This window comes from bacterium (assembly GCA_039961635.1).
Classification (GTDB): Bacteria; 4484-113; 4484-113; order JAGGVC01; family JAGGVC01; genus JABRWB01.
The window spans coordinates 1-4,966 of record JABRWB010000036.1 but is presented as its reverse complement, the minus strand read 5'-3'; the positions used below and the strand labels follow the sequence as shown (position 1 = coordinate 4,966).

4 protein-coding genes are annotated in these 4,966 nt (G+C 59.7%); 3 read left to right on the top strand and 1 reads right to left on the bottom strand.

All coding sequences use genetic code 11. The features are described from left to right. The first annotated feature begins 203 nt into the window (after window positions 1-203). Window positions 204-806, top strand: a complete 603-nt coding sequence (locus tag HRF49_05585) for a hypothetical protein (protein ID MEP0814120.1) — start codon at window positions 204-206, stop codon at window positions 804-806. A gap of 6 nt (window positions 807-812) precedes the next feature. Here the strand turns inward: HRF49_05585 and HRF49_05580 are convergent, their stop codons facing one another. Further along, window positions 813-2,105, bottom strand: a complete 1,293-nt coding sequence (locus tag HRF49_05580) for a YjgP/YjgQ family permease (GenBank protein MEP0814119.1) — start codon at window positions 2,103-2,105, stop codon at window positions 813-815. 166 nt (window positions 2,106-2,271) lie between these two features. On the opposite strand from HRF49_05580, the gene clpX reads away from it, so the two are divergent. Together clpX and HRF49_05570 are read left to right on the top strand one after the other, a co-directional pair. Then, window positions 2,272-3,618 carry an ATP-dependent Clp protease ATP-binding subunit ClpX gene (clpX, locus tag HRF49_05575; GenBank protein ID MEP0814118.1) on the top strand — a complete coding sequence of 449 codons (1,347 nt, stop codon included), beginning with the start codon at window positions 2,272-2,274 and terminating at the stop codon, window positions 3,616-3,618. A 117-nt stretch (window positions 3,619-3,735) separates the two neighbouring features. Continuing rightward, complete coding sequence (locus tag HRF49_05570; GenBank protein ID MEP0814117.1) at window positions 3,736-4,680, top strand: hypothetical protein; 945 nt, start codon at window positions 3,736-3,738, stop codon at window positions 4,678-4,680. The last annotated feature ends 286 nt before the right edge of the window (window positions 4,681-4,966 follow it).

Genomic DNA, 4,966 nt, shown 5'->3' with positions numbered 1-4,966 from the left:
TGATACAATATTCACAAGGCCGGCACTTCAATGGACTTGCGGCCTGAAGGCCGCTGCCTTTGTTGAGTTGCCGGACGGCCCGCGGCGTGAACGCCGCGCTTCTCGAACCCGATTGGGATTGATTTTCGCGGCCTAAAGGCCGCGCTTCCCGGCATCCGGTTTGGGAATGATGCCGCGCGTGCCCCCGATGCTAATATCCGGCGATGGCGCATTCGACCAGGAGCGGCTCGTCGCTAGCACATCCGGTAATGCTGTTCGGGCTTCTGTCCGCGTCGCGGCGGCTTGATTCCGCCGCGTACCGGGCCGTGTGCGCGGATATCGGAACGACGCTGGAGGCGTCGGAAAGGCTTGCGGGGGAGGGAATTCTGCTGGGCAACCTGCCCTTGAGACTCGCGCTTGAAGGGCTTTCGCGTTCCCCGCACTATCCCGCGATATCCGAGCTTGCGGGAAGGGAATGCTGCAATTTTTTGCTCCGGGATTTGAAATCGCCCGCAATAATCAAGGGGACAGCTTTCCCGCAGTTCGCATTCGGCCGCGCGGTGAAATCGGCGGCGAAACTGCTTTCGGGACTGGATAGCGGAATGAGCGTATCGCTGCTCCGCAAGCGCAACTTGTATTTCGCGGAAGTGCGCGGCTCGCCTTTCGCGCTCGGAAATTCGACGGTTCCGCAGTGCGCATTCATCACTGGATTTTTCAGGCACGCGCTGTACCAATCCCGCGGCGCGGAGCCGGAAGTCGAGGAGCTTGTATGCGCCGGATGCGATTCGGCGAGCCGGTTTTGCTTGTTCGCTCTGCCCGAAAAATGACAGCGGCTATTTTCTTGCTCTGACAAGCAGGATAAGACCCGCAATCGCGAAAAGCAGCGTCGGAGTCCAGGCCGCGTAAACGGCCGGCAGCTTGCCCAGATAGCCGAGCATCCGGAACGAGAAAAACAACGCGTAATAAATCAGGGCAAGAACGAAAGCAAGAACCAATCCGAGATTGCGTTCGTCCCTCGGCCCGCGCAGGCTCATCGGAACGGCGACGAGCACGAACACGACGCTGGCGAAGGGAATTGCGAACTTGAGGTAATACTCCGTCTGGTCCATCCACAGGCTTTCCTGCCTGTCCTTTGCGACGAATTGAAAACGCTTCAAGTCCTCGGCCATTTCCCGCTGCTTCGTCTTGACGCGCTCGATCAGCTCCTTGCTGGACAATTCCTGCGGCGCCGTGTCGTACTCCATCATCGAAAACTTGCGCTCGATGTCCACCTCCGTGCGGCTCGCCGTGGCGGATGCGATCACGTTGCCGGTCTTTTCGTCCGTTTCTATAACGCGCACGTTTTCGAGATTCAGGAATTTGTTTTTGACCGTCGCCTTCTCGGCAAGAAACACCCGCGGCGTCTTCGCCTTTTTGGCGAAATCGAAGAGGCGGACGTTGTACATCACGTCCGCAACGCGGTCGACGCGCTCGATGTAAAAATACTTGTCCTCCGGCGCCTTGATCACCACGTTCGGCTTTATATAGTCGATCACCTGGCTGTCCCAGAAAACCGCCAGCACTTTCGTGAACTGCTTGTTGTTCGCCGGAACTACGTATTCGTAAACCGACCATGCGAGTATCGCGGTGTACAAACCCAAACAAAGGAACGGAAGGAATATGCTGTACAGGCTCACTCCGCTGGCGACGAACATGGTAATCTCGTTGTCGCGGGAAAGCCTCCCCATCGCCATCAGCGTCCCCACGAGCATCGCGATGGGCAGCGCAAGCACGATGTACGCGGGCGCGGACAAAATCAGGATTTTTATGGTTGTGTAAATCGGTATTTTTTTGGAAAAAATCTTCTCGCCCAGAAGAAACAGGCTTGTCACAAGCATGAAAAACGTAAACCCCATCAGCGCCAGCAGCCACCATCCCCATACTTCGCTGAATACGTACTTGTCGATCTTGAGAAGGCGCAGGTTCGGAGAAGTGAGCCACCTGAAGAAAGCCTTTCCGGCACCCTGCCCGCTCCTCTCCGGCTTTCCGCCGCCTCCCGTTTTTCCCGCGCCGCCCGCCAATGCGCGCGCGATACGCGCGGGCCTCCTGCCCGGCCTGTAAAACGATCCTCTGGGATTGTTTTCCACTTGACCTCGACTGCGCGGCGCGCTTCCTTGCGGAAAGCTTCGCCTTAATTTGACGGGGATCGCCGGTCCGCCGTTCGGCCGATTCTATCATTCGCGCGGTATGCCCTTTTAAACGGGCCATTTCCGTTCCGGTTTGATAAAATATCCGCGGCGGAATATTCCGTACATGGCACCGGGAACCAAAAACGAAGGCGCGTCGCCGCAGTGCTCCTTTTGCAAGCAGGAGCAGTCTCTGCACGTCCGGATGGTCAAGGGGCCGGGAGTCTATATCTGCGAGCAATGCATCGAGGTCTGCCGCGAGCTTTTGGAGGAGCCGCGCAAAAGTTCGAAAGCGACCGACCTAACCGATCTCGCGTCGCTGCCGACGCCGCGCGAACTCGTGGAGTATCTGGACGAGTACGTCGTGGGCCAGCAAAACGCCAAGAAAGTGCTCTCGGTGGCGGTCTACAACCACTACAAACGCATCTGGTCAACCGTCAAAGGCGTCGAAATCGGCAAAAGCAACATCCTGATGATCGGCTCGACCGGCACCGGAAAAACGCTCCTCGCGCGCACCCTCGCGCGCAAACTCAACGTGCCGTTCGCGATCGCGGACGCGACCAGCCTCACCGAAGCCGGCTACGTAGGGGAGGACGTAGAAAACATCCTGTTTCGGCTGTACCAGGTTGCACAGGATTTCGGCGGCAACAGCGAAGCGGACTGGATCGCGCGCGCCGAGCGCGGAATCATTTACATTGACGAAATAGACAAGATCGGCCGCAAGTCGGAGAATCCGAGCATCACGCGCGACGTTTCCGGCGAGGGTGTCCAGCAGGCGTTGTTAAAGTTGATCGAAGGAACGCTGGCGCAGGTTCCGCCCCGGTTCGGCCGCAAGCACCCGCATGAGGAAACGATCCCGATAGACACCACCAACATTCTTTTCATCTGCGGCGGCACTTTCGAAGGCATCGAAAACGTCATCCGCAAGCGTCTCGGCAGACAGGTTCTGGGATTCCGCGCCGACTCGGGGCATTCGGTCAGCGACAATCGCTCGGAATTGCTCGTCCATGCGGAGCCCGAAGATTTGGTCAAGTTCGGCCTTTTACCGGAGCTGACCGGCCGCCTTCCGATAATCACCACACTGGAAGACCTCGACCACGAAGCTATGATCCACATCCTCACCGACCCGCGCGACTCTCTCGTCAAGCAATATCAATACCTTTTCAGCCTGGACGGAGTTGATTTGCGGTTTACGAAGCAGGCGTACGAGGAAATCGCAAAGTTCGCGCTCGCGCGCAAAACCGGCGCCCGCGGCCTTCGCAGCATCATGGAACGCCTGTTGCTGGATTTGATGTACCACGCCCCCGGACGCGCTCCCGGACGCATCGTCGAAATCGACGCCGACGACGTGCGCGGCATGCTCGAAGGCAAGCTGATTTCATTTCCCGATTCCGCGCAGCCCGTCCTCGTAGAGGACGCCGTGGTAGGCGCGCCGCCGCCGCAGGCCCGCCGGGATTTGGAGGTCGGCGGATGACCGGCGCCGAAGCAACCGCCGCCGCCGTACTTTCGTTAAACGAATTGCGCTTAAATTACGTCCCTGTTTGGGGCGCGTCCGGTTCGGCGCGTCGAAACGGGACTTCCGGAGCTTGAAATGGCCAAGTATTACCCTAAGGGATACAGAAAGAAGCGCCGCCAGGAGCGGATGCAGCAGGTCGTCGGATACACCGTGATAGGCGTATTCGTCGCCGCTGCGGCCGTAATCTCCGCCTGGTGGTTCATCAAGCAGTTCACGCCGGGCACGCCGGAGCGCGGCACCGACAACCTAGCCCTGAAGAGCGAACAGTTGGAAGCCAAGAACGTGGAGCGCGAAGCCAACCAGAATCCGCCCGTCGAGGCGCCGCCTCCGATGCCGTTCAACGATCCGGCTCTGGAAGCTCCCGTCGCCGCGACCGAGGCGGAACCCGTACCCGCCGAGAAGCCTATCGATTTAAAGGACATCAAGGACTTCGCCGAAAGCTTTCCGATTATCGGAATTTCACTTTTGAAGCAAGGCTCGCCCGGAACGACCGCCGCGCCGCCGGAGGAAGCGCCGCTTGAAACCGGCCCGCGCCCCGGAGAAACCGCAGTACCGGACGACGACGAAAAGGACGACGAGCGCCCCACACCGCCCGGAGGCGCGGAAAGCGTCCGGCCCGGGCCGCCCGTCAGCCGCGACAATCCTCCCGCGGATTCCGGCTCCGGAGTATCCCGCCCGGACAAGCCGGCGGAGAAACCCGCCGAAAAGCCGGCCGATAAGCCTGCGGAAAAGCCCTCGGAAAAGCCGGGCGGCTCCGGCAGCGGCGGCGTGAAGGGCGATTACGTTTACGCCGTGTACGCGGCAATCATCGACGAAAAGGACGCGGCGACGAAAAAGCTGGACGAGCTTTCCGGCATCGGATACGCCGCACGCATCATCGAGGCCGACAGCGGCGGCAAGAAGGCGTATTACATACTGGTCGAGGACAAGCTTTCCTCGTACGAAAAGGCCAAGGAAATTCAGGGCGACCTCAAATCCAAGGGATTCGGCGAAGCGTTCGTACGCAAGGACAAGGCGTAGCCGCACCCGCGCAAATCCCGCGAAAACCGCGCGTAAGACGCCTCGAAAACACCCGCGATCGCGGCAGGCGCGTGCAACGCGTCAGCCCACCGCGGGTCCGCGATAGTCCGCGATAATCGGGCGATCCGCGTACGCGGACAGCGCGGGTGCGAAATCAACCGCGAAGACACGAAGGCGCGAAGGTGGGAAGGCGCGAATACGCGATTGCCGGGCAGCGCGAAGACTGGAAAGCGCCAAAACGACAAATCTCAAAGGCGCTTGGCGGCGAATCGATCTAGGCTTTTTT